The organism is Burkholderia sp. AU33803 (assembly GCF_002223095.1).
In the GTDB taxonomy this organism is placed as follows: domain Bacteria; phylum Pseudomonadota; class Gammaproteobacteria; order Burkholderiales; family Burkholderiaceae; genus Burkholderia.
In genome coordinates, this window is sequence record NZ_NKFJ01000006.1 from 887,843 (window position 1) to 910,533 (window position 22,691).

Consider the following 22,691-nt stretch of genomic DNA (forward strand, 5'->3'; position numbering starts at 1 on the left):
TTTCCCTGATTTACCGATGTCCGGCAGCAATGCGCGGGATTGTTGCCGGCAGGGGCCGGAGCAGCCCGGAAATGCCCATGAAAAGGCATGCTTCATACGCCGTAGAGCCCCGCCAGACGGGCCTTTGCAGCCGGGGGTATAAAGATCCCGCAAAAAAATTCAAGCGTAAATACATTACTCATCCATGGCGGGTTGTTTCAGTGCGTAACATTAAGTCATTGTCATATTGAGATAAACCCTAGGGATGGTATGCTTCGTGCACAAAAATTCCCACATTGGAGTGAGACCGTGATTTGTGCGTCATTGCCGGGAATCTCGGCACCGTGAAAGTGCGGTGCGGCACCGGCATGCACAACTCCGGATAAACATAATGTGCAACCTGGCCGCCCCGCGACGCGATGTGTCGCGACGGCGCCGCCAATCGCAGCCCCGGCCTGGCTGCGTGGAGAGATCTACTATGTTCTTCGATGAGCTTACCGATGAAGAGTGGTTTCGTCTTTCAACGCTGATCGCCGATGAACCCATCCGGCTGAACCGCCGTGGGCGTCCACGAGCCGAACCACGCGTCGTCGCCAACGCGGTGCTCTGGATCCTGACGACCGGTGAAGCCTGGTCGAAGCTGCCCGGTCGTTATCCGTCCGGGCCGACGTGCCGTCGCCGCTACGAGGAGTGGCTCGCGTCCGGCACGCTGCTGCAGATGATCGACGTGCTGACCCAGTTCAGCGGGCGCACGTTCGCGTATATCCCGCCGCCGCCGGTGCCGGTCGCGCCCGCGCGCCGTGCCGAGCCCGTGCCCGACAACGATCGCTTGCGCGGCGTGTTCTGGCAGAACCCGGAGTCGTGGCAATTGCCGGTCGCTCACGCAAACGTTTGGGAGGGCGAGGGCGCGTCGGTGAGCGCGCGGCCGGTCGACGAAGTCGTCGATCCGTCGGCCGGGTCGTTCGCGGTGCCCGGTGCGCCGTCGGCGGAGCTGCGCCATGCGCATGCGTCGTCGGCGAGCTTCGCCGCGGCCGAACCGCAAGTCGACACCTATCGCGGCTATACGATCTGCGGCATCGCGCAGCCCGTGCAGAACCTGATGTTTCGCGCGTGGGCCGAGATTACGCAGGACGACCGGCGCGTCGAACGCTCGGGCCTGATCGGCCCGCGCTTCACCGATGCCGAGGAAGCCGAGCAGTTCGCGCTCGACTGGGCGCGCCAGTGGATCGATCGCCATGGCGCGAGTGACGAACCGGCGCGCGAGCCGCAAGGCGAGGTGCTGGCCGGCTTGTCCGCGCTCGCGCGTGCCGAGTCGGACATCCAGCGCTTCATCGCCGAGCGCCATGCGGGCGCGCTGTCGGAAAGCCGCAACGATCCGGTGCAGCCGGAGCGCCGCGAGTACGTGTACCGCGTCGGCTGATCGCCGACCTGTCGAAACGCGCGGGCCGTCGTGTGCCACGACACCCGCGCGGAAGTCCCGTCTTTCCATGCCTGTCTTGCCCGAGGCGCCGCTGTCGAAGCGGCGCCTCGCTATGCACGTGCGTTACTGCCGGCCGTAGGTATCGTCGAAGCGGACGATGTCGTCCTCGCCGAGATACGCGCCCGACTGCACTTCGATCAGCTCGAGCGGCATCTTGCCCGGGTTCTCCAGGCGGTGCGACACGCCGAGCGGGATGTACGTCGATTCGTTTTCGGAGAGCAGGAACGTCTCGTCGCCGCGCGTGATGCGCGCGGTGCCGCAGACGACGATCCAGTGTTCGGCGCGGTGGTGGTGCATCTGCAGCGACAGTTGCGCGCCCGGCTTCACGACGATGCGTTTCACCTGGAAGCGCTCGCCCATGTCGACCGAGTCGTAGTGGCCCCACGGGCGATGCACCTTGCGGTGATCGGTCGCTTCCGCGCCGCGTTGCGCCTTGATGCGCCCGACGATTTTCTTCACGTCCTGCACGCGCGACTTGTCCGCGACGAGCACGGCGTCCGGCGTTTCGACGACGACGAGGTTCTGCGTACCGACGCAGGCGACGAGCCGGCTTTCCGAATGCGCGAACGTCGACTCCGCGCCTTCGAACAGCACGTGGCCGCGGCCGACGTTCTCGGCTTCGTCCTTCGGCGAGATCTGCCAGATCGCGTCCCACGAGCCGACGTCCGACCAGCCCGCGTCGAGCGGCACGACGACGCTTTCGCACAGTTGCGGCAGGCTCGCGAGCGGCTCCATCACCGCGTAGTCGATCGAGTTCGACGGCGACGCGGCGAACGCTTCGCGATCGATGCGGAAGAAGTCGCCATCGGCCTTGCCCTGGGCGACGGCCTGTTCGCAGGCCGCGTAGATCGCCGGTTCGAGCTGGCGGATCGCCTTCAGCCAGACCGACGCGCGAACGATGAAGATGCCGCTGTTCCACCAGTACTCGCCCGATGCGACGTACTGCCGAGCGAGTTCGAGGTGCGGTTTCTCGACGAAACGGTCGAGGCGGCGCACGTCGAGTGCGCCCGTGGCGGCGTCGCCGAGCGGCGCGCCGACGCGGATGTAGCCGTAGCCGGTTTCCGCGTGCGTCGGCACGATGCCCATCGTCGCGATCTTGCCTTGCATCGCGCAGTGCACGCCGGCCGCGACGGCCGCATGGAAGCGCGGCAGGTCGGCGACCGCATGGTCGGCCGGCATCACGGTCATCACCGCGTCGTTGCCGCCGGCGACCAGCCGAAACGCGGCGAGCGTCAGCGCGGGCGCGGTGTCGCGGCCGATCGGCTCGAGCATGATCGACGCGGATTTGCCGGTCAGGCGCAGTTGTTCGGCGGTGGTGAAGCGGTGATCCTCGCCGCACACGATCAGCACGTCGTCGTTCAGCGGATGGTCGGCCGCCAGGCCGTCGAGGCGCAGCGCGGTCGACTGCAGCAGCGAATGTTCGCCGAGCAGGCCGATCAGCTGTTTCGGAAAACGTTCGCGCGACATCGGCCACAGGCGCGTGCCGGACCCGCCGGCGAGAATCACCGGCTGCACGGCGACGCGCGTGCCGGCGGCGGGTGCGGCGGAAGAAGAATGGCGCGTTTCGGCAGCCACGGCCGGAGCATTCATGAGGACACTCTCCACGGTTGAAGTCAGTGCCTGTCGTTGTAGCATGAAGTAAATCGACAATAAAACCGGATCCATTGCCGAATATTCGACATGCATTCACCGGGAAGAATTTTCCGCGCCAGCATCCGATGCAAATAAAAAAATAAAAAATAAATCGGTGAATCGGCTGGTCTTGACCGCCCGCAAAGGGCGAGCTGAAATCGTAAAGCTTCTGAAAAATTCCCGATTCCTGGGAATTTCGGGAAAACGTGCCGAATTAATTCAAAAACATCGCGGCAAGAATTTCCGATTATTTTTCGAAATACTTGTACGCTTGAGGCGAAAATTTCTTACCGCTTCAATAGCGTCATGCAACGTTTGAATCGAATGTGCGGCACGGGTCGCACAAGGAGCTGTTCGGCAAACGCCTGTTCAAAGAGGAAGCAGACATGTTGAGCGTGCTGGCGAGAGTCATCGATATCGCGATGGTCGTGACGGGGGCGCTGATCGCCGCCGCGCTGCACGGTGGCAGCATCTGGCTCAACGACCTGCAGCGCACGATGATGCTGTTCGATTGCCTGCTCGTCGTCGTGTGCTTTCCCGCCTTCGGCATCTATCAGTCGTGGCGCGGCAAGCGTCTCGTCGGGCTGGTGGGGCGGGTCGCGTTCGCATGGCTGGTGGTCGAGCTCGCGGGCATCCTGTTGAGCTTCAGCTTTCACCAGTCCGGCGACCTGTCGCGGCTGTGGTTGGGGTACTGGGCGCTCGTGACGATGGCGCTGCTCGCCGGCTCGAAGGCCTGCGTGCACGTCGTGCTGCGACAACTGCGCCGCGGCGGCTACAACCTGAAGGCGGTCGCGATCGTCGGCGGGACGCCGGCGGCGCGTCGGCTGATCGCCCAGATGCGGGCGCGGCCGGAAGCCGGTTTCAACCCGGTGTGCGTGTACGACGAGAGCGAAGCGCCCGGCGAAGTCGCGCTCGACGACGTGCGCATCGAGCGGCAGTTCGAATCGCTGGTGTGGCTGGTGCGCAGCCGCGCGATCAGCGAGCTGTGGCTCACGCTGCCGATCACGGAGGAGCGCCGGATTCACCAGATCGTGACGGTGTTCCGCCACGACTTCGTGAATATCCGCTTCATCCCGGACGTGCGCACGCTGTCGTTCTTCAACCAGGAAGTGGTCGAGGTGCTCGGCGTGCCGGCGATCAACCTCGCGGCGTCGCCGATCACCGACGTGCGGATCCTGCCGAAGTTCGTGTTCGACCGCGCGTTCGCGCTGGTGGCGCTCACGGGCCTCGCACCGGTGATGCTGGTGATCGCCTGCCTGATCAAGCTGACGTCGCGCGGCCCGGTGTTCTTTCGCCAGAAGCGCAAGGGCATCGACGGGCACGAGTTCGAGATCTACAAGTTCCGCTCGATGAAGGTGCACGAGGAAGTGGCGGGGCAGGTCACGCAGGCGAAGAAGAACGACTCGCGCGTGACGCCGGTCGGCCGGTTCCTGCGCCGCACGAGCCTCGACGAGCTGCCGCAGTTCATCAACGTGCTGAAAGGCGAGATGTCGGTCGTCGGCCCGCGCCCGCATGCGCTCGCGCACGACGACATCTACAAGGATCTGGTCAAGGGCTACATGTTCCGCTACCGGATCAAGCCGGGCATCACCGGGTGGGCGCAGATCAACGGCTTTCGCGGCGAGACCGACCAGATCGAGAAGATGATGGGACGCGTGAAGCTCGACCTGTACTACATGCAGAACTGGTCGTTCTGGCTCGACATCAAGATCGTCGTGCTGACGCTCTGGAAAGGCTTCACCGGCAGCAACGCGTACTGAGCACCGAGATCGCGCCGCGCAGGCATTCCGGTTTTACGAATTTCGAATCATTGGTCAAGAGGTCCGACACATCATGAATCTGACTATCATCGGCAGCGGTTATGTAGGGCTGGTCACCGGCGCATGCCTGGCCGACATCGGGCACGACGTGTTCTGTCTCGACGTCGACCAGGCAAAGATCGACATCCTGAACAACGGCGGCGTGCCGATCCACGAGCCGGGCCTCAAGGAAGTGATCGCGCGCAACCGCTCGGCGGGCCGCCTGCGCTTCTCGACCGATATCGAGGCCGCGGTCGCGCACGGCGACGTGCAGTTCATCGCGGTCGGCACGCCGCCCGACGAGGACGGCTCGGCCGACCTGCAATACGTGCTCGCGGCCGCACGCAATATCGGCCGCTACATGACCGGCTTCAAGGTGATCGTCGACAAGTCGACGGTGCCGGTCGGCACGGCCGAGCGCGTGCGCGCGGCGGTGGCGGAAGAGCTCGCGAAGCGCGGCGGCGACCAGATGTTCTCGGTCGTGTCGAACCCGGAGTTCCTGAAGGAAGGCGCGGCGGTGGACGATTTCACGCGGCCGGACCGCATCGTGATCGGCTGCGACGACGACGTGCCGGGCGAGCGCGCCCGCGAGCTGATGAAGAAGCTCTACGCGCCGTTCAACCGCAACCACGAACGCACGCTGTACATGGACGTGCGCTCGGCCGAGTTCACGAAATACGCGGCGAACGCGATGCTCGCGACCCGCATTTCGTTCATGAACGAGCTGGCGAATCTTGCCGACCGCTTCGGCGCGGACATCGAGGCCGTGCGCCGCGGGATCGGCTCCGATCCGCGCATCGGCTATCACTTCCTGTACGCCGGCTGCGGCTACGGCGGCTCGTGCTTCCCGAAGGACGTCGAGGCGCTGATCCGCACGGCCGACGAGCACGGGCAGGCACTGCAGATCCTGAAGGCGGTGTCGTCGGTCAACGCCACGCAAAAGCGCGTGCTCGCCGAGAAGATCGTCGCGCGCTTTGGTGAAGATTTGACCGGCCGCACGTTCGCCATCTGGGGCCTCGCGTTCAAGCCGAACACCGACGACATGCGCGAAGCGCCGAGCCGCGAGCTGATCGCCGAGCTGCTGTCGCGCGGGGCGCGCATCGCCGCGTACGACCCGGTCGCACAGGAGGAAGCGCGCCGCGTGATCGAGCTCGATCTCGCCGGTCACCCGAGCTGGCTCGAGCGCCTCTCCTTCGTCGACGACGAGGCGCAGGCCGCGCGCGATGCCGACGCGCTCGTGATCGTCACCGAATGGAAGATCTTCAAGAGCCCCGACTTCGTCGCGCTCGGTCGCTTGTGGAAGACGCCCGTGATCTTCGACGGCCGCAACCTGTACGAGCCGGAGACGATGAGCGAGCAGGGCATCGAATACCACCCGATCGGCCGGCCGGGCTCGCGCCAGGCCGTCGCCGCCCGTGTGCCGGGCACCGCGCCCGCGAGCGCGTAACCCGTTTCCCGTCACTCGTTACGAGACGCCATGTTCCGGAACATCCTGATCGTCTGCCACGCGAACGTCTGCCGTAGCCCGGCAGCGGAACTGCTGTTCAAGTCGCACGCCGCGTCGCGCGGCGGCCCGCGCCCGACGTTCCACTCGGCGGGCGTGCATGCGAACGACGGCGACGGCATCGATCCGGTGATGCGTCAGCTGCTCGCCGAGCGGGGCGTCGATGCGACGACCCACCGCTCGCGGCGGCTGTCGCGCCGGATCGTGCGCGACGCCGACCTGATTCTCGTCAGCGAGCGCGGACAGATTGCGGCCGTCGAATCGGTCGATCCGTTCGCGCGCGGCAAGGTCCACCTGCTCGGCAAGTGGGAAGGGGCCGAGATTGCCGACCCGCACGGCGGCCCCGAGGCCGATTACCGCGAGAGCTACTCACTGATCGAACGTCTGGTTCAAGGATGGCTACAGAAACTATGCTGAAACGCCCGATGCGCCCGGTGGCGCTTGCCGTCGCGCTGACGACTTTCCTGTCAGCCTGTGCAACCGCGCCCGGCAACTACCTCGACTCGTCGAACCTGAAGGACGAAGGCCGGCAGCAAGCGGCCGAAACCTATCCGGTCCATTACATCGACGCCAAAGTGGTGATGGACCAGCTGCAGAAAGCGCAGGTGGACCATCCGCTGCCGCCCGGACGTTATACCGATCCGTCGGAGTACGTGTACCGCGTCGGGCCGCAGGACATCCTCGGCGTCACCGTGTGGGACCACCCCGAGCTGACGACGCCGCAGGGCCAGTCGTTCTCGAGCGGCGGCAACACGACGCAGTCGGTCGCGGGCGCGTTGCAGCAGCCGTATACGACCGCGCTGCCGGGCCAGGCCGATCCGTACGGCCAGACGGTGGCCTCGGACGGCACGATCTTCTTCCCGTTCGTCGGCCGTATCAAGGTGGCCGGCAAGACGGTCGCGCAGATCCGTGAGCAGATGGCCACCACGCTGTCGCGCTACGTGAAGAATCCGCAGCTCGACGTGCGCGTGCTGTCGTTCCGCAGCCAGAAGGTGCAGGTCACGGGCGAGGTGAAGCAGCCGGGCCCGCTCGCGGTGAGCGACGTGCCGCTGACGCTCGTCGACGCGATCTCGCGCTCCGGCGGCTCGACCAACGAGGCCGACCTGCAGCGCGTGCGCCTGACGCGCGACGGCAAGCTCTACACGCTCGACGCGAACGGCGTGCTCGATCGCGGCGAGGTGAAGCAGAACGTGATGCTGCAGCCCGGCGACATCGTCAACGTGCCGGATCGCAGCGACAGCCGCGTGTTCATCATGGGCGAGGTCAAGACGCCGGTCACGGTGCCGATGCTCAAGGGCAAGTTGACCATCGCCGATGCGCTGACGGCAGGCGGCGGGATCCTCGACACCGACGCGAACCCGCGCAAGATCTACGTGATGCGCGGGATGCGCGACAACCCGACGAAGCCTGAAGTGTTCCGCCTCGACATGACGCAGCCGGATGCGCTGATGCTGTCGAGCCGCTTCCCGCTTCAACCGCTCGACGTCGTGTACGTCAGCACGGCCAGCTCGGTGCAGTTCAACCGTGTGCTGCAGCAGGTGCTGCCGACGATCCAGACGATCTTCTACATGCGGCAAATCACGCGCTGATAGCCCGCCGGGGCGGCGCCTCCGCCCCGGCACCACTCAAGCGGGAACGAATGGTGAACACGCAAGCGAAACACTCCTACGCGGATCTGTCCGCCAAAACCGAGGAAGAGGACGTCGTCCTCGGCCAGTTGCTCCAGGTGATCATGGACGACATCTGGCTGCTGCTCGGCATCGCGGTCACGGTCGTCGCGCTCGCCGGCCTCTACTGCTACATCGCGAAGCCGGTCTACCAGGCCGACGTGCACGTGCGGGTCGAGGGCAACGACAACACGTCGCAGGCGCTCACGCAGACACAGACGGGCGCGATGATCAACAGCGGCCCGCAGCAGGCGCCGACCGACGCGGAAATCGAGATCATCAAGAGCCGCGGCGTGGTCGCGCCGGTGGTCGAGCAGTTCAAGCTGAACTTCTCGGTCGTGCCGAAGACGCTGCCGGTGATCGGCAGCCTCGCCGCGCGCATCGCGACGCCGGGCCAGCCGGCGAAGCCGTGGCTCGGCCTGAAGTCGTACGCATGGGGCGGTGAAGTGGCCGACGTCGATTCGATCAACGTCGTGCCCGCGCTCGAAGGCAAGAAGCTGACGCTGACGGCCGGCCCGAACGGCACCTATTCGATCGTCGACCCGAACGGCATGCGGCTGCTGTCGGGCCACGTCGGCGAATCGGCGCAGGGCGGCGGCGTGACGCTGCTCGTGTCGAAGCTCGTCGCGCGCCCCGGCACGCAGTTCACCGTGGTCCGCTACAACGATCTCGACGCGATCACCGGCTTCCAGACCGGCATCCAGGTGACCGAGCAGGGCAAGCAGACGGGCGTCGTGCAGATCTCGCTCGAAGGCAAGGACCCGGACCAGACCGCCGCGATCGCGAACGCGCTCGCGCAGTCGTACCTGAACCAGCACGTGGTCGCGAAGCAGGCCGAAGCGACCAAGATGCTCGACTTCCTGAAGGGCGAGGAGCCGCGCCTGAAGGCCGACCTCGAACGCGCGGAAGCCGCGCTGACGCAGTATCAGCGCACGTCGGGCTCGATCAACGCGAGCGACGAGGCGAAGGTCTACCTCGAGGGCAGCGTGCAGTACGAGCAGCAGATCGCCGCGCAGCGCCTGCAGCTCGCGTCGCTCGCGCAGCGCTTCACCGATTCGCACCCGATGGTGATCGCCGCGAAGCAGCAGCTCGCCGAGCTGCAGGGCGAAAAGGACAAGTTCAGCAACCGCTTCCGCAGCCTGCCGGCCACCGAAGTGAAGGCCGTCCAGCTGCAGCGTGACGCGAAGGTGGCCGAGGACATCTACGTGCTGCTGCTGAACCGCGTGCAGGAGCTGTCGGTGCAGAAGGCCGGCACGGGCGGCAACATCCACCTCGTCGATTCGGCGCTGCGTCCGGGCGATCCGGTCAAGCCGAAGAAGGTGCTGATCCTGTCGGCCGCCGTGTTCCTCGGGCTGATCCTCGGCACCGGCGTCGTGTTCCTGCGCCGCAACATGTTCCAGGGCATCGAGGATCCCGACCGCATCGAGCGCGCGTTCAACCTGCCGCTGTACGGGCTGGTGCCGCAAAGCGCCGAACAGGTGAAGCTCGACGCGCAGGCCGAGAAGAGCGGCAGCCGTACCCGGCCGATCCTCGCGAGCCTGCGTCCGAAGGATCTCAGCGTCGAGAGCCTGCGCAGCCTGCGCACCGCGATGCAGTTCGCGATGATGGATGCGAAGAACCGCGTAATCGTGCTGACGGGCCCGACGCCGGGTATCGGCAAGAGCTTTCTGACGGTCAACCTCGCGGTGCTGCTCGCGCATTCGGGCAAGCGCGTGCTGCTGATCGACGCCGACATGCGTCGCGGCCTGCTCGACCGCTACTTCGGCCTCACGTCGCAGCCGGGCCTGTCCGAGCTGCTGAGCGACCAGTCGGCGCTCGAGGACGCCGTACGCGAAACGCCGGTGCAGGGCCTGTCGTTCATCTCGGCCGGCACGCGCCCGCCGAACCCGTCGGAGCTGCTGATGTCGTCGCGCCTGCCGCAATACCTCGAGGGGCTCGGCAAGCGCTACGACGTCGTGCTGATCGACTCGCCGCCGGTGCTGGCAGTGACCGACGCGACCATCATCGGCCGCATGGCCGGCTCGACGTTCCTCGTGCTGCGCTCGGGCATGCATACCGAAGGCGAGATCGCCGACGCGATCAAGCGCCTGCGCACCGCGGGCGTCGACCTGGAAGGCGGGATCTTCAACGGCGTGCCGCCGAAGGCGCGCGGCTACGGCCGCGGCTATGCGGCCGTGCATGAATACCTGAGCGCCTGATCCGCATCGCACGTAACCGGGCGGGCAGCGCGTGTTGCCTGCCCGGCCGACAGGAGAATCAACGATGAAAATTTCCGTGCTCGTTCCGACCTATCGGCGTCCCGCCGACCTCGCGCGCTGCCTGCTGGCGCTGCAGCGGCAGCATCGGCTGCCCGACGAGGTGATCGTCGTCGCGCGCCCGGAGGATGACGCGACGCACGAACGGCTCGCCGATCCGGCGGTTGGCGGCGCGCTGCCGCTGCGCATCGTGCCGGTCGAGGTGCCGGGCCAGGTCGCCGCGCTGAACAAGGGGCTCGACTCGGCGAACGGCGACATCGTCGCGATCACCGACGACGACGCGGCGCCGCATCCCGACTGGCTCGCGCGCGTCGAGGCGGTGTTCGAGGCCGATCCGCGCGTGGGCGCGGTCGGCGGGCGCGACTGGGTGCACGAGAAGGGCCGCGTGCTCGACGAATCGCGCGAGCTCGTCGGCCAGCTCACGCTGTCCGGCAAGATCGTCGGCAACCATCATCTCGGCGTCGGCGGCCCGCGCGAAGTCGACATGCTGAAAGGCGCGAACATGAGCTACCGCCGTGCCGCGATCGAGCGGCTGCGCTTCGACACGCGGCTGCGCGGCGCCGGCGCGCAGGTGCACAACGACATGGGTTTCAGCATGCGCGTGCAGCGCGACGGCTGGAAGCTCGTGTACGACCCGGCGATCGCGGTCGATCATTTCCCGGCCGAGCGCTTCGACGACGACAGGCGCGATGCCGCGTCGCTGAACGCGATCAGCAACGGCGCGTACAACATGCACCTGATCCTGCGCGAGCATCTGCCGCCGGTCCGGCGCGAGCTCGCGTGGTGGTGGTGGACGCTGGTCGGCACGCGCGTCTACCCGGGCCTCGCGCACGTGCTGCTGTCCCTGCATACGGCGCAGCGCGAGCGGATCCGCGAGCACTGGCGCGCGGTGCGCCGCGGCGCGCGCGACGCCCGCCGCGCGAACCTTGCCCCCCATCGTGCGGCGATGCCGCCGGTGACGTCTTGAACGGTCTGCGCGCGTCGCGCGCGACCCCCCACGGAGGGCTTGAATGACTACGGCAACCAAGGTCCACGTTCACCTGTTTTACGGCGCCGATCCGCGTACCTACCGGAAAGGCGAGAACATCGGCTGCCTGTACGGCTATCACCATGCCGAATCCGACGAATTCCGGCTGACCTATTCGCAGGACGGCGGCGAGAACCGCGTCGCCAGCCTCGCGCGCCGCGCGCTGAAGGCGGCGCTCGGCTTCGACGTCGTGCATGCGTGGCGCAACCGCGCCGCGCTGCTGAACACCGACGTGATCTGGACGCACACGGAACAGGAGCACCTGGCCGCTGCACTGATCCTGAAGCTCGCCGGCGCGCAGGGCAAGCGCCCGCTGCTGCTCGCGCAGAGCGTGTGGCTGTTCGACAAGTGGAACAGCTTCGGCGGCCCGCGCCGCTGGCTGTACCGCAAGCTGATCGCGCGCGCCGACGCGCTGACCACGCTGGCCCGCGACAACGCCGAGCTGTGCCGCCGCTATCTCGGCCGTGACGCCGAGTTCGTCTACTACGGGCTGAACACGCAGGATTTCCCGATCACCGAGCCGCGGCAATGGCAACCGAACCGGCCGCTGCGGATCGCGGCGATCGGCAACGATCGCGACCGCGACTGGCGCACGTTCCTCGCCGCGTTCGGCGGCGACGAGCGCTACGACGTGCGGCTCGCGACGCGCCGCCGCGTGCCGCGCGAGTGGCATGCACCGAACGTGAAGATCGGCTCGGCGTCGGGGCTCGCGAAGCAGCACGAGCTATACGCGTGGGCCGACGTGATCGTCGTGCCGCTGCGGCCGAACTTCCATGCGTCGGGCATCACGGTGATGCTCGAGGCCGCCGCCGTCGGCAAGCCGATGATCGTGTCGGATGTCGGCGGGCTCAGCGATTACTTTCCGCACGATACGGCCGCCTATGTGCCGGCGTTCGACGCGCAGGCGATGCGCCAGGCCGCCGATCGCTTCGTGGCCGATCCGGTCGCGGCGCTCGCCTGCGCGCAGGCCGCCGCCGCGTGCCTGCGCGACCGTGACCTGACCACGCAGGCGTTCGCCGAGCAGCACGTGCGGATCACGCGCGACATGCTGCGCCGGCGCCGCACGCCGGCTGCCGCGGGTCTCGCGATGCCGCTCGCGGATTCGCGCCCGTCGTCGCGCTGAGAGCGGATCGATGAGTACGATTGCCGCCGAACGCGCACCGTCGCGCAAACGCAACTGGCTTCCCGAGCCGAAGCACTGGGTCGGGCAGGCCGGGCTGTGGACGTTCACGGCCGCGCTGATCGCCATTCACCAGGGCAAGGTGCTGACGCTCGCGTTTCCGGTGCTGGCCATCGCGGTCGGCCTCTGGCTGTATTTCAAGAGTCCGGCGCGCTACGTCGGCTTCATGTGGTGGGTGTGGTTCCTGAGCCCGGAAGTGCGGCGTCTCGCCGACTGGTCGAAGGGCGCGTTCACGCCGACGAGCCTGATCCAGGTCGCGCCGCTCGCGGTGACGATGATCGCCGGCCTCGGGCTGATCCGGCATTACCGCGTGCTCGCGCAGCGGCGCGGGATCCCGATCCTGCTGATGCTGTTCGGGCTCGCGTACGCGTACCTCGTCGGGATCGTGTCGAGCGGCGTGATGGCCGCGACCTACGACCTCGCGAACTGGGTGTACCCGGTGCTGATCGGCTTTCACATCATGGTCAACGCACGCGACTATCCCGAGTACCGCGACGTGCTGTTGTCCACGTTCATGTGGGGCATGCTCGTGATGGGCCTGTACGGCATCGTGCAGTACTTCGTGATGCCGCAGTGGGACGTGCTGTGGATGATCGGTTCCGACATGGGCTCGCAGGGCGAGCCGGTGCCGTACGGCGTGCGCGTGTTCAGCACGATGAACTCGTCGGGGCCGTTCGCGTTCGCGATGATGGGCGCGCTGGTGTTCGTGCTCGCGGCGCCGCAGAAGATCCGCTGGTTCGCCGGGGCGGCCGGCTTCGTGTCGTTCGCGTTGTGTCTCGTGCGCTCGACGTGGGGCGGCTGGGTGATCGCGCTCGCGATCCAGCTCGCGCAGTCGAACAACCGCGTACGGATGCGGATCCTGATCAGCGGCGTCGTGCTGGTCGGCCTGTGCGTGCCGCTGCTGACCGTCGGGCCGGTGGCCGACCGGCTCGGCGCGCGCCTGCAGTCGATCACGAACCTGAAGGACGACCGCAGCTACGACGACCGCAACAAGTTCTACGCCACCTTCGCGCAGACGGCGTTCACCGACGTCGCCGGCGAAGGGATGGGCGCCACGGGTGCATCCACGAAGCTGTCGAGCGACAGCGGCGAGCTCGGCAAGTACGGCAGCTTCGACAGCGGCGTGATGAACGTGCCGTTCGTGCTCGGCTGGCCCGGCACGCTGCTGTACCTCTCGGGCGTCGTGATGCTGTTCGGCCGCACGCTGCGCGCGGCGTTCAAGCTGCGCAAGGACAAGTTCGTCGGCGCGTGCCTGAGCCTGTGCCTGTCGACCTTCGCGATGCTCGTGTTCACGAACTCGCTGATCGGCACGGGCGGCCTGCTGATGTTCACGGCCATTTTTTCGATTCTTTCCGCGGCGCACTGGCAAAAGGCACAACGCCTGCTGGCCGCCGCGCGTTTACGGGGAGGCGACCATTGAGAATCGCGATCGTCACGCACGTCGTGCGACATAACGACGGGCAGGGCCGCGTCAATTACGAAATCGCGCGCGCGGCGCTGGCCGAAAACTACGAGGTCACGCTGGTCGCGTCGCATGTCGCGCCCGAGCTGCTGGCCGACCCGCGCGTGCGCTGGGTGCCCGTGAAGGTCGGCGGCTTCTGGCCGTCGAATCTCGTCAAGCAGCAGGTGTTCGCGCTGAAGAGCGCGGCCTGGCTGCGATCGCACCGCAGCGAGTACGACGTGCTGCACGTGAACGGCTTCATTTCGTGGATCAAGGCCGACGTGAATACCGCGCACTTCGTGCACGGCGGCTGGTTCAAGAGTCCGTACTATCCGTTCGGGCCGACGAAGGGGCTGTGGTCGGCCTACCAGTACGTCTATACGCGTGTGAACACCACGCTCGAGCGCTGGGCGTACCGCCGTTCGCGCGCGATCACGGCTGTGTCGCAGAAGGTGGCCGACGAGATCGCCGGGCTCGGCATCGACAGCCGCAAGATCAGCGTGATCTACAACGGTGTCGACGCCAGCGCGTTCGCGGGGGCGCAGGCCGACCGCGCGGCATTCAAGCTGCCGGACGATGCGTTCCTGCTGCTGTTCGTCGGCGACCTGCGCACGCCGCGCAAGAACCTCGGCACCGTGCTGAAGGCGCTGACGAAGCTGCCGGCGAACGTGCACCTGGCGGTGGCCGGCTACTTGCCCGGCAGCCCGTATCCGGAGGAGGCGCGCGCGCTCGGCATCGATTCGCGCGTGCATTTCCTCGGCCTGGTTAAAAACATGCCGACGCTGATGCGCTCGGTCGACGCGTACGTGTTCCCGTCGCGCTACGAAGCGATGAGCCTGTCGCTGCTCGAGGCGATGGCGGCCGGGCTGCCGGTCGTCACCGCGCGCACGGCGGGCGGCGCGGAAATCATCACGCGCGAATGCGGGATCGTGCTGGAGGATCCGGACGATCCGGCGGCGCTCGCGCAGGCAATCGGTTCGCTCGCGGCATCGCGCGACACCTGTCGCACGATGGGCGAAGCGGCCCGCGAACTGATGACCCGTTTCGGCTGGGCGCACATGGGCGCCCAGTATGTCGCGCTTTACCGGCGCATCGGCCAACCCACGCAGCCGTCCGCTTTCGAGCGGGCCGAGCATGCAGTCACGCAGGAGCAAACGTGATGTCCCAATCTTCCCGGCCGATCAAATCGTTGCAAATCGGCATGCACTGGTTCCCCGAACGCGCGGGCGGCCTCGACCGGATGTACTACTCGCTCGTCGGCGCGCTGCCGGGCGCGGGCGTCGAGGTGCGCGGGCTCGTCGCCGGCTCGCCGAAGGTCGCCGACGACACGGACGGCGCGATCCAGGGCTTCGGCCCCGCATCGGAGTCGCTTGCACGCCGGATGCTCGCCGCGCGGCGCGCGTTGCGCGAGGAGATCCGCAGCGAGCGGCCGGACGTGATCTCGTCGCACTTCGCGCTGTACACGTTCCCGGGCCTCGACGTCACGCGCGGGATTCCGCAGGTGTCGCATTTCCAGGGGCCGTGGGCCGACGAAAGCCAGGTCGAGGGCGCCGCGTCGCTCGGCCAGCGCGCGAAGCGCTATCTCGAACAGGCGGTCTATACGCGTTCGTCGCGGCTGATCGTGCTGTCGCAGGCGTTCGGCCAGATCCTGACGAACCGCTACGGGATCGATCCGTCGCGCGTGCGCGTGATTCCCGGCTGCGTCGATACCGCGCAGTTCGACACGCCGCTCACGCCGGCCGAGGCGCGGCACAAGCTGCAGTTGCCGCAGGACCGGCCGATCGTGCTGGCCGTGCGCCGGCTCGTGCGGCGCATGGGGCTGGAGGACCTGATCGACGCGATCGGTCTCCTCAAGCACCGTCACCCGGACGTGCTGCTGCTGATCGCCGGCAAGGGCAAGATCGGCGAGGAACTGCAGCAGCGCATCGATGCCGCCGGGCTGCAGGACAACGTGAAGCTGCTCGGCTTCGTGCCCGACCACCATCTCGCGGCGCTGTACCGCGCGGCGACGGTCAGCGTCGTGCCGACGGTCGCGCTCGAAGGCTTCGGGCTGATCACCGTCGAATCGCTCGCATCCGGCACGCCGGTGCTGGTCACGCCGGTGGGCGGGCTGCCGGAGGCGGTGGCCGGGCTGTCCGACGATCTCGTGCTGCCGTCCACGGGCGCGGACGCGATCGCGGAAGGGCTTGGTGCCGCGTTGTCGGGTGCGATCACGCTGCCCGACGAAGCCGCGTGCAAGCGTTATGCACGTGACCATTTCGACAACGCGGTGATCGCGCGGCGCGTGGCCGGCGTGTACGAAGAGGCGATCCAGGCGGCAGGTTAAGTGCGCCGCGGCGCGCGACCTGTGTGCCGAACCGAACGCCGAACCGGCGTGCGTGCATGGCCGGTTCACGTGCCGGCCGCCCGTAGCGGGCGGGCCGGCCTTCTTCTCTCTCCGCTACACGGCGCCGCCACGCGTCACGCACGCCTGAGCGTGGCGGCCCACACGCCAAGCGCCGCCACGCTCACGACCGCGCCGAGCACGCAGACGCCTGCCCATCCGGCGCGCGCATACATCATCGTCGACGCAATCGCACCGAGCCCACTGCCGGCCGAATAGAACAGCATGTAGCAGCCGACGAGGCGCGCATGCGCATCGGGCCGCGCGCCGAGAATCATGCTCTGGTTGACCACGTGGACGGCCTGTCCGCCGACGTCGAGCAGCACGATGCCGACGATCAGCCATGCAATCGACGTATCGCCGAACGCGAGCGGCAGCCATGCGCACGCGAGCAGCGCGAGCGCGGCGCCGGTCGTCGTTTCGCCGCGCCCGCGATCGGCGAGCCGGCCCGCGCGGGCGGCCGCCGCCGCGCCCAGTGCGCCGACGAGGCCGAACGCGCCGATCTGCGTATGCGACATCGCGTGCGGCGGCGCGCTCAGCGGCAGCACCAGCGCGCTCCAGAAGATGCTGAAGGCCGCGAACATCAGCAGCGCGATCGCGCCACGCACGCGCAGCACGCGTTCATCGCGCAGCAGCGACACCATCGATCGCAGCAGCGCCGCGTAGCCGATGCGCTCGCGCGGGCCGTTCTCGTCCGGCAATAGCCGCGATAGCACGACGAGCATCGCGATCGCGAGCGCGCCCGACACCAGATAGACCGCCCGCCAGCCCGCGATGTCGGTGACGACACCGGCCAGCGAGCGCGCGGCCAGCAACCCGACCACGACACCGCCCTGCGCGGCGCCCACCACGCGCCCGCGTTCGCCGGCGCCCGCGAGCGCGGCCGAGCACGCGATCAGCCCTTGCGTCATCGCGGTGCCGAGCAGCCCGACCGCGACCATCCCGGCCAGCAGCGCGACGCGCGTCGACGAGGCGGCGACGCCGATGCAGCCCGCCGTCAGCAGCAGAAGCTGCACGGTGATCAGGCGCTTGCGGTTCAGCAGGTCGCCGAGCGGCACGACGAACAGCAGCGCGAGCGCACAGCCGAGCTGCGTCGCGGTGATGACGCCGCCGACGGCCGCCTGCGACACGCCGAAATCCCGTGCGATCGAATCGAGCAGCGGCTGCGCGTAGTAGACGTTCGCGACACTGGCCGCGCAGCAGACGGCCAGCAACGCGACGCGCGCCGCGGACAGGCGGCCGCCGTCGGCCGGATGCGCGGCGTGTGCCGGCGCGTTCGATGTAACAGTGCCGGATTGACAGGAAGACGCCATCGGTTCCCTCGCGTAATGTAGTTGCAAATTGAAACTGGTCTGGAGTGTAGGAAAAGTAGTTTTAAAATGCAACCTGTTGTGCGGCGGGCGAGCGGTCCGCGCACGGATGGCCGGCGTTGCCGCGAAGGCGGCCGGCAAGATTGCGGAGAGGAACATGGCCAGGCAGAAAAGTCTTGCGGATTCGCCGTGCCCGGTGGCGCGGGCGACCGATATCGTCGGCGATCGCTGGGCGTTGCTGATCGTGCGCGATGCGTTCGACGGCGTGCGCCGGTTCGGCGATTTCCGCACGAGCCTCGGCGTCGCGAGCAACATCCTGTCCGACCGGCTGAAGATGCTGGTGGACGCCGGCGTGTTCGACGTCGTGCCGGCGTCCGACGGCACCGCGTATCAGGAGTACGTGCTGACCAAAAAGGGCGAAGGGCTGTTTCCGGTGATCGTGATGCTGAGGCAGTGGGGGGAGGCGAACCTGTTCGCGCGCGGCGAGCCGCATTCGGTGCTGGTCGACCGCGGCACGGGGCGCGCGGTCCGCAAGCTCGCGCTGCGGCATGACGACGGCCGGCCTTTGACGGCGGCCGAGACGGTCGTGAGGAAGGTCGGCGACGACGCCGGCAAGACGCGTCAGTGAGCGTCATGTGCGATGGCCGCACCGTCGGATAGACTGTCGCGATCGTCGTTGACCGGAGCCGCATTGCCATGTCCCACCCGCTGGATTCCGCCGGCTATCGGCGATTGCTCGACCTGCAGCGTCGCATCCACGACTACTGCGAGCGCGTGGGACGAACCGTTCGACTGGACGCTGCAATGCCTTGCAGAGCGGGACGTCGGGGATCTCGTCACCGACCTCGCGTTCAGCGGTCTGGACGAAGGCGCCAACGGCTCGCGCGAATGGGATTTCGGTCCGCTGCTCGATTCGGATGGGCGTTTCCCGATGCTGCGCTCGCTGTATGTGCGGCCGACCGAGCCGGCCGATCACAACCAGTCGATGATCGTGCGCCGCGGCCTGATCATGCAGGAGGGCGGCGAGATTGCCCGCATTGCCGCGAAGGCGCCGTTTCTCACCGAGCTGACGGTGCCGAATGCGCCCGACGCGCATTTCTTCGACGTACCGCTTGCGCATCTCGAGCGGCTGCGCATCGGTGGCGGAGATGACACGCAGCAGTTCATCGAGCATCTGGCCGGCAGCGACAACCTGTCGTCGCTCGGCTGGCTCGATTTCTCGGAATCGACCGCGTTGCATTCGACGTGGAAGCGCGAGCGCGGCGCCGGCAGCGTGACGTCGTTCGACGCCTACGAGCGCTTGCTGAAGAGCCCCGCTGGCCAGCGGCTCCACACGCTGACACTGAGAAATACCTGCCTCGATCGGGAAGCGCTCGACGCGCTGCAGGCCCTGCATCCGCGCTTGTCGTTGATGGTGATCCAGGCCGGCACCGGTGGCTACGTGAGCCATTTCAAGGACAACGTGTTTCCTTGGCGTCACCTGATCCAGCGCGACCCCGGCGACGCATGACCGCATCTGTTCAATCGGCCGCCGTCACGACCTGACGCGCGGACGACGCGCCACGATGCGCATCGGGCCGCACCCGCGTCGCGAGCAACGCGGCGGTGACGAGCAGCGCAACCGACACGGCCGTTTCGATCCGCAATCCGCTCACGACCTGCGCCGCGCCGCCACCGCCGGCGAGCGCGCCGAACGCAGCCACGCCCATCGCGCCGCCGGCCTGCCGCGCGGTATTCAGCACGGCCGACGCGATGCCGGCCCGTTCGGGCGCGACCGACGCGAGCACGGCGGTCGTCATCGCCGGCACCGCGAAGCCCATGCCCGTCGGAATCAGCAGGAACGGCACGAGCAGGACGGCCAGCGGCGTCGACGCGTCGACGAAATGCAGCGACCCGTAGCCGAGCGCGGCGACGAGCGCGCCCGCCAGCATCGGCGCACGCGGGCCGTGACGCGCCACGACGCGCCCGCTGGCGAGGTTCGACAGCAGGAAGCCGCCGGTCAGCGGCAGGAACGCAAGGCCCGCCTGCAGCGCCGATTCGCCGCGTGCGCGCTGCAGGTACAGCGCGAGCACGAACACGGTGCCGTAGTACGTGAGGTTCACGCAGATCCCGAACAGCACGGCCGCGCTGAAGGTGCGATGGCGGAACAGCGAGAGCGGCAGCATCGGCGTGGCCGTGCGCGCTTCCACGGCGACGAACGCGAGCGCGGCGAGGGCGGCCAGCGCGAAGCCGCCGACGACGACCGGATGCGTGAAGCCGAGCGGCCGCCATTCGATCACGGCGCCGGTCAGCGCGGTCAGCATCGCGATCGCGATGAACTGGCCGCGCAGGTCGAGTGCGCGGATGGAACGGGACGCTGCGGCCGGCGCCGCCGTACCACGCGCGGGGATCCAGGCGAACGCCGCCGCCAGCCCGGCCGCACACAGCGGCAGGTTCACGAGGAAGATGCCGCGCCAGCCCCATGCCGCGATCAGCACGCCGCCCACCACCGGGCCCGCCGCGATCGAGATCGAGCCGGCCGCCGTCCACCCGCCCACGGCGCGCGCCCGCAGGTGCGGGTCGTGCCGGCACGCGTCGTTGAGCAGCGCGAGCGAATTGGGCAGCATCGCCGCGGCGCCGACGCCCTGCAGCGCGCGCGCCGCGATCAGCATCGCCGGCGCGCGCGCGGCGCCGCACGCGAGCGACGCCAACGCGAACAGCACGAGGCCGGCGAGGTACAGGCGCCGCGCGCCGAAGCGGTCGCCGAGCGCGCCGCCCGACAGCATCAGTACCGCGAACGCGAGCGTGTATGCGTCGACGACCCACTGCAGGCCGGCGACCGGCAAGTGCAGGTCGCCGGCGAGATGCGCGAGTGCGATGTTGACGATCGTCACGTCGAGCTGCGTCACGACGAAACCGGTGCTGACGGTCGCGACGACGCGGGCGAGCGCGGGCGGGAAAGCGGGCGTGGGGGCGGTCGTATCCATGCGTCAATCGTAGGCGCGACGGACATGCAATGTTTCAGCGGAACGTGAAGCGTCGATACGTGCCCGTGCACGGCGATTAACATGGCACTGCGGCGGCTCATGCCTGCCACCGCACACATCGACTATCGACAGGCCCGTCCGGATGACTTCCTCGAACCTGATGACGCGCGACGCGCAGATCGCCGATCACGCCGACATCGCAAGACTGATGCACCAGCTTGGCTACGATGCGACCCCCGCGATGATCCGCGACAAACTGGCAGCCCTGCTGCCGAGCGCGGTCGACCGCATCCTGGTCGCGACGGTCGCGGGCAGCGTGGTGGGCTGCATCAGCTTGCATGCGCTTGCGCTATTTCACGCGCACGGCAATCTCGGGCGTATCACCAGTCTGGTCGTCGACGAAGGCTGTCGCGGGCAGGGTGTCGGCGGCGCACTGATCGCGGCGGCGCACATCTGGTTCGAGTCGACGGGGTGCGTGAAACTGGAGGTGACGAGCGGCGACCTTCGGCTCGATGCGCACCGCTTTTACGCGCGGCACGGCTTCATGCGGGACGGACAACGGTTGTCGAAGCTCGTCCGGCCGTAATGCCGCCGCGCGAGCGCGCGGCGTAGCCGCTGTCGCGGAAAAACCGGCGACGTGTGGCCGTTCAATGCCGCTCGCCGCGCCAGCGTCCCGGCGCCACGCCGAAGCGTTTCGTGAACGCATGGGTGAACGTGCTTTGATCCGCGAAGCCGACCATCCCGGCGATGTCGACGAGCGGATACCGGCCGTCCGCGAGCAGGATCACAGCGGCGTCGAGCCTGAGCCGCTGCAGGTAGCGATGCGGCGTTTCACCGAACGCGTCGACGAACAGTTGATGAAAGCGGCGCATCCCGTAGCCGCAGTGCGCGGCGAGATCGGCGATGCGCAGCGGCTCGTCGAGCCGTGCGCGCAGCCAGCGGTCGATGCGCGCGAAATCGAGGCCCGAGGCAGGCGCGGCGATCGCGCGTTCGTCGAGCAGCGCGCCGCACAGCCGCGCGGCGGCCTGCCACTGGAAGCGATGCGCGGCCGCGTGCCGCGCGTCGTCGGCGGGGGCGTCGAGTTGCGCGGCGGCGGCCGCGATCTGCGCGACCAGCGACGTCAGTGCCGGATCGATCGCCACGGCGCGCGCGCTGTCGAACAGCCGCTGCGGCACCGCGAGCGACGCGAGGGGCAGATTGAGCACGAGCTGGCGGTTCTCGCCGAGGCCCGCGTAATCGTGGCGCGCGCCGGCCGGAACCAGCCACGCGCCGTGCCGGTCGAGCCGCTGGCTGACGCCGTCCACCGCCATCACCATCGCACCGTCGATGCCGAGCACGATCTGGTGAAAGTCGTGCACGTCCGACGCTTCGAGCGTGTCGTAGCGTTGCAGTGCGATGGTGGGGGACGAAAGGTGGGCCATGGGGCAGGCGTCAGGCGGCGGCTCGCGTGCGGTGTCAGATGTCGAGCAGTTCGACTTCGAACACGAGCGTGGCGTTCGGCGGAATCACGCCGCCTGCGCCGCGCGGGCCGTAGCCGAGTTGCGGCGGGATCGTCAGGCGACGCACGCCGCCGACCTTCATGCCCTGCACGCCTTCGTCCCAGCCCTTGATGACCATGCCGCCGCCGAGCACGAACGCGAACGGGTCGTTGCGATCCTTGCTCGAATCGAATTTCTGACCGTCGGTCAGCCACCCCGTGTAGTGGACGCTGACGGTCTGGCCGGCTTGCGCTACGTCGCCGGTGCCTTCGGTCAGGTCTTCGTATTTGAGGCCCGATTCGGTCGTGATGACAGACATGACTTCTCCTGAAAAAGGATGGGTAAAACCGCTATTGTAGGCGAGCGCGCAACGGGCCGCCGCTCGGGGTTGTCGGCCGCTCGCACGTGTGTCGCGGCGGCGGCGGGCCGCCGTGGCCGCGATCGTCCGAAACGCAAATGGAACGCGCGTTTGAATTTTGCGCGTGCCCCGCGACCGCGGTTGCACCGCGCGAGTGCGACGCGTGTATGAATCGGTGCTACCGGGGCGCGCCGCAGCGTACCGCGTGGCGTCGCCGATTTCCATGAAACGC

Annotated in this window: 19 protein-coding genes; 14 read left to right on the top strand and 5 right to left on the bottom strand. The window is 67.9% G+C overall.

The features are described from left to right. The first annotated feature begins 457 nt into the window (after positions 1-457). Complete coding sequence (locus CFB41_RS21290; protein WP_089457787.1) at positions 458-1,399, top strand: transposase; 942 nt, start codon at positions 458-460, stop codon at positions 1,397-1,399. Positions 1,400-1,522: 123 nt separating this feature from the next. On the opposite strand, the gene CFB41_RS21295 is transcribed toward CFB41_RS21290, so the two are convergent. Continuing rightward, complete coding sequence (locus CFB41_RS21295; RefSeq protein WP_089443028.1) at positions 1,523-3,049, bottom strand: mannose-1-phosphate guanylyltransferase/mannose-6-phosphate isomerase; 1,527 nt, start codon at positions 3,047-3,049, stop codon at positions 1,523-1,525. A gap of 428 nt (positions 3,050-3,477) precedes the next feature. Between CFB41_RS21295 and CFB41_RS21300 the strand changes: the two genes are divergently transcribed. The 10 genes from CFB41_RS21300 to CFB41_RS21345 all read left to right on the top strand — a co-directional run bounded on the left by CFB41_RS21300 (position 3,478) and on the right by CFB41_RS21345 (position 16,290). Then, on the top strand, positions 3,478-4,851 hold the full coding sequence (locus CFB41_RS21300) for an undecaprenyl-phosphate glucose phosphotransferase (protein WP_069252876.1): 1,374 nt from the start codon (positions 3,478-3,480) through the stop codon (positions 4,849-4,851). A 73-nt stretch (positions 4,852-4,924) separates the two neighbouring features. Beyond that, the gene (locus CFB41_RS21305) at positions 4,925-6,337 is read left to right on the top strand and encodes a UDP-glucose/GDP-mannose dehydrogenase family protein (protein ID WP_089457788.1); all 1,413 of its coding nucleotides are present in this window, start codon (positions 4,925-4,927) and stop codon (positions 6,335-6,337) included. Positions 6,338-6,367: 30 nt separating this feature from the next. Then, positions 6,368-6,811, top strand: coding sequence for a low molecular weight protein-tyrosine-phosphatase (locus CFB41_RS21310; protein WP_039345287.1), 444 nt, complete (start codon positions 6,368-6,370; stop codon positions 6,809-6,811). Then, the gene (locus CFB41_RS21315) at positions 6,805-7,983 is read left to right on the top strand and encodes a polysaccharide biosynthesis/export family protein (RefSeq protein ID WP_069251045.1); all 1,179 of its coding nucleotides are present in this window, start codon (positions 6,805-6,807) and stop codon (positions 7,981-7,983) included. The genes CFB41_RS21310 and CFB41_RS21315 overlap by 7 nt, the downstream gene beginning before the upstream one ends. 50 nt (positions 7,984-8,033) lie before the next feature. Further along, on the top strand, positions 8,034-10,259 hold the full coding sequence (locus CFB41_RS21320) for a polysaccharide biosynthesis tyrosine autokinase (protein ID WP_089443026.1): 2,226 nt from the start codon (positions 8,034-8,036) through the stop codon (positions 10,257-10,259). A gap of 64 nt (positions 10,260-10,323) precedes the next feature. Further along, the gene (locus CFB41_RS21325; protein ID WP_089443025.1) at positions 10,324-11,283 is read left to right on the top strand and encodes a glycosyltransferase family 2 protein; all 960 of its coding nucleotides are present in this window, start codon (positions 10,324-10,326) and stop codon (positions 11,281-11,283) included. Between the two features lie 43 nt (positions 11,284-11,326). Continuing rightward, positions 11,327-12,466 (top strand): glycosyltransferase family 4 protein, encoded by a 1,140-nt coding sequence (locus CFB41_RS21330; RefSeq protein WP_089457789.1) that lies wholly within the window; start codon positions 11,327-11,329, stop codon positions 12,464-12,466. A gap of 10 nt (positions 12,467-12,476) precedes the next feature. Further along, positions 12,477-13,943: a glucose-6-phosphate isomerase gene (locus tag CFB41_RS21335; protein WP_089443023.1), complete on the top strand. Its 1,467-nt coding sequence runs from the start codon at positions 12,477-12,479 to the stop codon at positions 13,941-13,943. Then, on the top strand, positions 13,940-15,124 hold the full coding sequence (locus CFB41_RS21340; RefSeq protein ID WP_089457790.1) for a glycosyltransferase family 4 protein: 1,185 nt from the start codon (positions 13,940-13,942) through the stop codon (positions 15,122-15,124). Before CFB41_RS21335 ends, CFB41_RS21340 begins: the two co-directional genes overlap by 4 nt. Then, a complete protein-coding gene (locus tag CFB41_RS21345; RefSeq protein WP_089458947.1) occupies positions 15,124-16,290 on the top strand; it encodes a glycosyltransferase family 4 protein in 1,167 nt (388 codons plus the stop codon). Before CFB41_RS21340 ends, CFB41_RS21345 begins: the two co-directional genes overlap by 1 nt. Positions 16,291-16,424: 134 nt before the next feature. On the opposite strand, the gene CFB41_RS21350 is transcribed toward CFB41_RS21345, so the two are convergent. After that, positions 16,425-17,660 (bottom strand): MFS transporter, encoded by a 1,236-nt coding sequence (locus CFB41_RS21350; RefSeq protein WP_089457791.1) that lies wholly within the window; start codon positions 17,658-17,660, stop codon positions 16,425-16,427. Between the two features lie 154 nt (positions 17,661-17,814). On the opposite strand from CFB41_RS21350, the gene CFB41_RS21355 reads away from it, so the two are divergent. Together CFB41_RS21355 and CFB41_RS21360 are read left to right on the top strand one after the other, a co-directional pair. Beyond that, positions 17,815-18,285, top strand: coding sequence for a helix-turn-helix domain-containing protein (locus CFB41_RS21355; RefSeq protein ID WP_179250124.1), 471 nt, complete (start codon positions 17,815-17,817; stop codon positions 18,283-18,285). 63 nt (positions 18,286-18,348) lie between these two features. Beyond that, positions 18,349-19,167: a hypothetical protein gene (locus CFB41_RS21360; protein ID WP_218828696.1), complete on the top strand. Its 819-nt coding sequence runs from the start codon at positions 18,349-18,351 to the stop codon at positions 19,165-19,167. Positions 19,168-19,177: 10 nt separating this feature from the next. Here CFB41_RS21360 and CFB41_RS21365 read toward each other — a convergent pair whose 3' ends face one another. Further along, positions 19,178-20,623 carry an MFS transporter gene (locus CFB41_RS21365; RefSeq protein ID WP_089457793.1) on the bottom strand — a complete coding sequence of 482 codons (1,446 nt, stop codon included), beginning with the start codon at positions 20,621-20,623 and terminating at the stop codon, positions 19,178-19,180. Positions 20,624-20,765: 142 nt separating this feature from the next. Here CFB41_RS21365 and CFB41_RS21370 point away from each other — a divergent pair, with 142 nt between their 5' ends. Next, positions 20,766-21,209 (top strand): GNAT family N-acetyltransferase, encoded by a 444-nt coding sequence (locus tag CFB41_RS21370; RefSeq protein WP_089457794.1) that lies wholly within the window; start codon positions 20,766-20,768, stop codon positions 21,207-21,209. Positions 21,210-21,270: 61 nt separating this feature from the next. Here the strand turns inward: CFB41_RS21370 and CFB41_RS21375 are convergent, their stop codons facing one another. Continuing rightward, on the bottom strand, positions 21,271-22,044 hold the full coding sequence (locus CFB41_RS21375; protein WP_089443015.1) for an AraC family transcriptional regulator: 774 nt from the start codon (positions 22,042-22,044) through the stop codon (positions 21,271-21,273). Positions 22,045-22,078: 34 nt separating this feature from the next. After that, positions 22,079-22,420, bottom strand: a complete 342-nt coding sequence (locus CFB41_RS21380; RefSeq protein WP_011355854.1) for an FKBP-type peptidyl-prolyl cis-trans isomerase — start codon at positions 22,418-22,420, stop codon at positions 22,079-22,081. Positions 22,421-22,691 lie beyond the last annotated feature (271 nt).

Coding starts and splice junctions, on each gene's coding strand:
- CFB41_RS21290 (WP_089457787.1), top strand. CDS start 458: ATGTTCTTCGATGAGCTTACCGATGAAGAGTGGTTTCGTCTTTCAACG.
- CFB41_RS21295 (WP_089443028.1), bottom strand. CDS start 3,049: ATGAATGCTCCGGCCGTGGCTGCCGAAACGCGCCATTCTTCTTCCGCC.
- CFB41_RS21300 (WP_069252876.1), top strand. CDS start 3,478: ATGTTGAGCGTGCTGGCGAGAGTCATCGATATCGCGATGGTCGTGACG.
- CFB41_RS21305 (WP_089457788.1), top strand. CDS start 4,925: ATGAATCTGACTATCATCGGCAGCGGTTATGTAGGGCTGGTCACCGGC.
- CFB41_RS21310 (WP_039345287.1), top strand. CDS start 6,368: ATGTTCCGGAACATCCTGATCGTCTGCCACGCGAACGTCTGCCGTAGC.
- CFB41_RS21315 (WP_069251045.1), top strand. CDS start 6,805: ATGCTGAAACGCCCGATGCGCCCGGTGGCGCTTGCCGTCGCGCTGACG.
- CFB41_RS21320 (WP_089443026.1), top strand. CDS start 8,034: ATGGTGAACACGCAAGCGAAACACTCCTACGCGGATCTGTCCGCCAAA.
- CFB41_RS21325 (WP_089443025.1), top strand. CDS start 10,324: ATGAAAATTTCCGTGCTCGTTCCGACCTATCGGCGTCCCGCCGACCTC.
- CFB41_RS21330 (WP_089457789.1), top strand. CDS start 11,327: ATGACTACGGCAACCAAGGTCCACGTTCACCTGTTTTACGGCGCCGAT.
- CFB41_RS21335 (WP_089443023.1), top strand. CDS start 12,477: ATGAGTACGATTGCCGCCGAACGCGCACCGTCGCGCAAACGCAACTGG.
- CFB41_RS21345 (WP_089458947.1), top strand. CDS start 15,124: ATGTCCCAATCTTCCCGGCCGATCAAATCGTTGCAAATCGGCATGCAC.
- CFB41_RS21350 (WP_089457791.1), bottom strand. CDS start 17,660: ATGGCGTCTTCCTGTCAATCCGGCACTGTTACATCGAACGCGCCGGCA.
- CFB41_RS21355 (WP_179250124.1), top strand. CDS start 17,815: ATGGCCAGGCAGAAAAGTCTTGCGGATTCGCCGTGCCCGGTGGCGCGG.
- CFB41_RS21365 (WP_089457793.1), bottom strand. CDS start 20,623: ATGGATACGACCGCCCCCACGCCCGCTTTCCCGCCCGCGCTCGCCCGC.
- CFB41_RS21370 (WP_089457794.1), top strand. CDS start 20,766: ATGACTTCCTCGAACCTGATGACGCGCGACGCGCAGATCGCCGATCAC.
- CFB41_RS21375 (WP_089443015.1), bottom strand. CDS start 22,044: ATGGCCCACCTTTCGTCCCCCACCATCGCACTGCAACGCTACGACACG.
- CFB41_RS21380 (WP_011355854.1), bottom strand. CDS start 22,420: ATGTCTGTCATCACGACCGAATCGGGCCTCAAATACGAAGACCTGACC.